This window comes from Arhodomonas sp. KWT (genome assembly GCF_010993615.1).
Map to the genome: position 1 here is coordinate 1 of NZ_WNXE01001146.1, position 512 is coordinate 512.

1 protein-coding gene is annotated in these 512 nt (G+C 70.5%); it reads left to right on the forward strand.

What is annotated here, in order from left to right:
* Positions 1-305, forward strand: a 305-nt coding sequence (locus tag G7A99_RS24630; RefSeq protein WP_305792382.1) for an FAD-binding oxidoreductase, incomplete at its 5' end; no start/stop codon positions are given.
* Between the last annotated feature and the right edge of the window lie 207 nt (positions 306-512).

Genomic DNA, 512 nt, shown 5'->3' on the forward strand with positions numbered 1-512 from the left:
TCCGCCCCTGCCCCTTCGGCCACGTCGGCGACGGCAACATCCACTTCAACCTGAGCCAGCCGACGGACATGGACCCGACGGCCTTCCTGGCACGCTGGGACGAATTCAACCGCCTGGTGCACGACATCGTGGCGGAGCTGGACGGCTCCTTCGCCGCCGAGCACGGCGTCGGACAGCTCAAGCCCGGCGAGGTGGAGCGCCTCAAGCCCGCGGTCGAGCGGGACATGATGTGGGGCATCAAGGACGCCCTGGACCCGGGGAACCGCCTCAACCCGGGCAAGGTCGTACCGCCGCGCACGCGCTGAACCGGCGGGTGACTGCTGGCTGCGCGTGTCGGCTGCCAGGAGCAGCCGACCTACTGATGCCCGACGGTGGCAGGTCACCCAGCGGAAGACCCGTGGGTCGTGCACGGCCGCGGGCCGTGTGCGACGCCTTCAATGACCGAGCCGGAATGTCGCACGCCTGCGGCGCACGACCTACAGCGCAGGCCCGCCGGTGAGGGTCACGCAGGT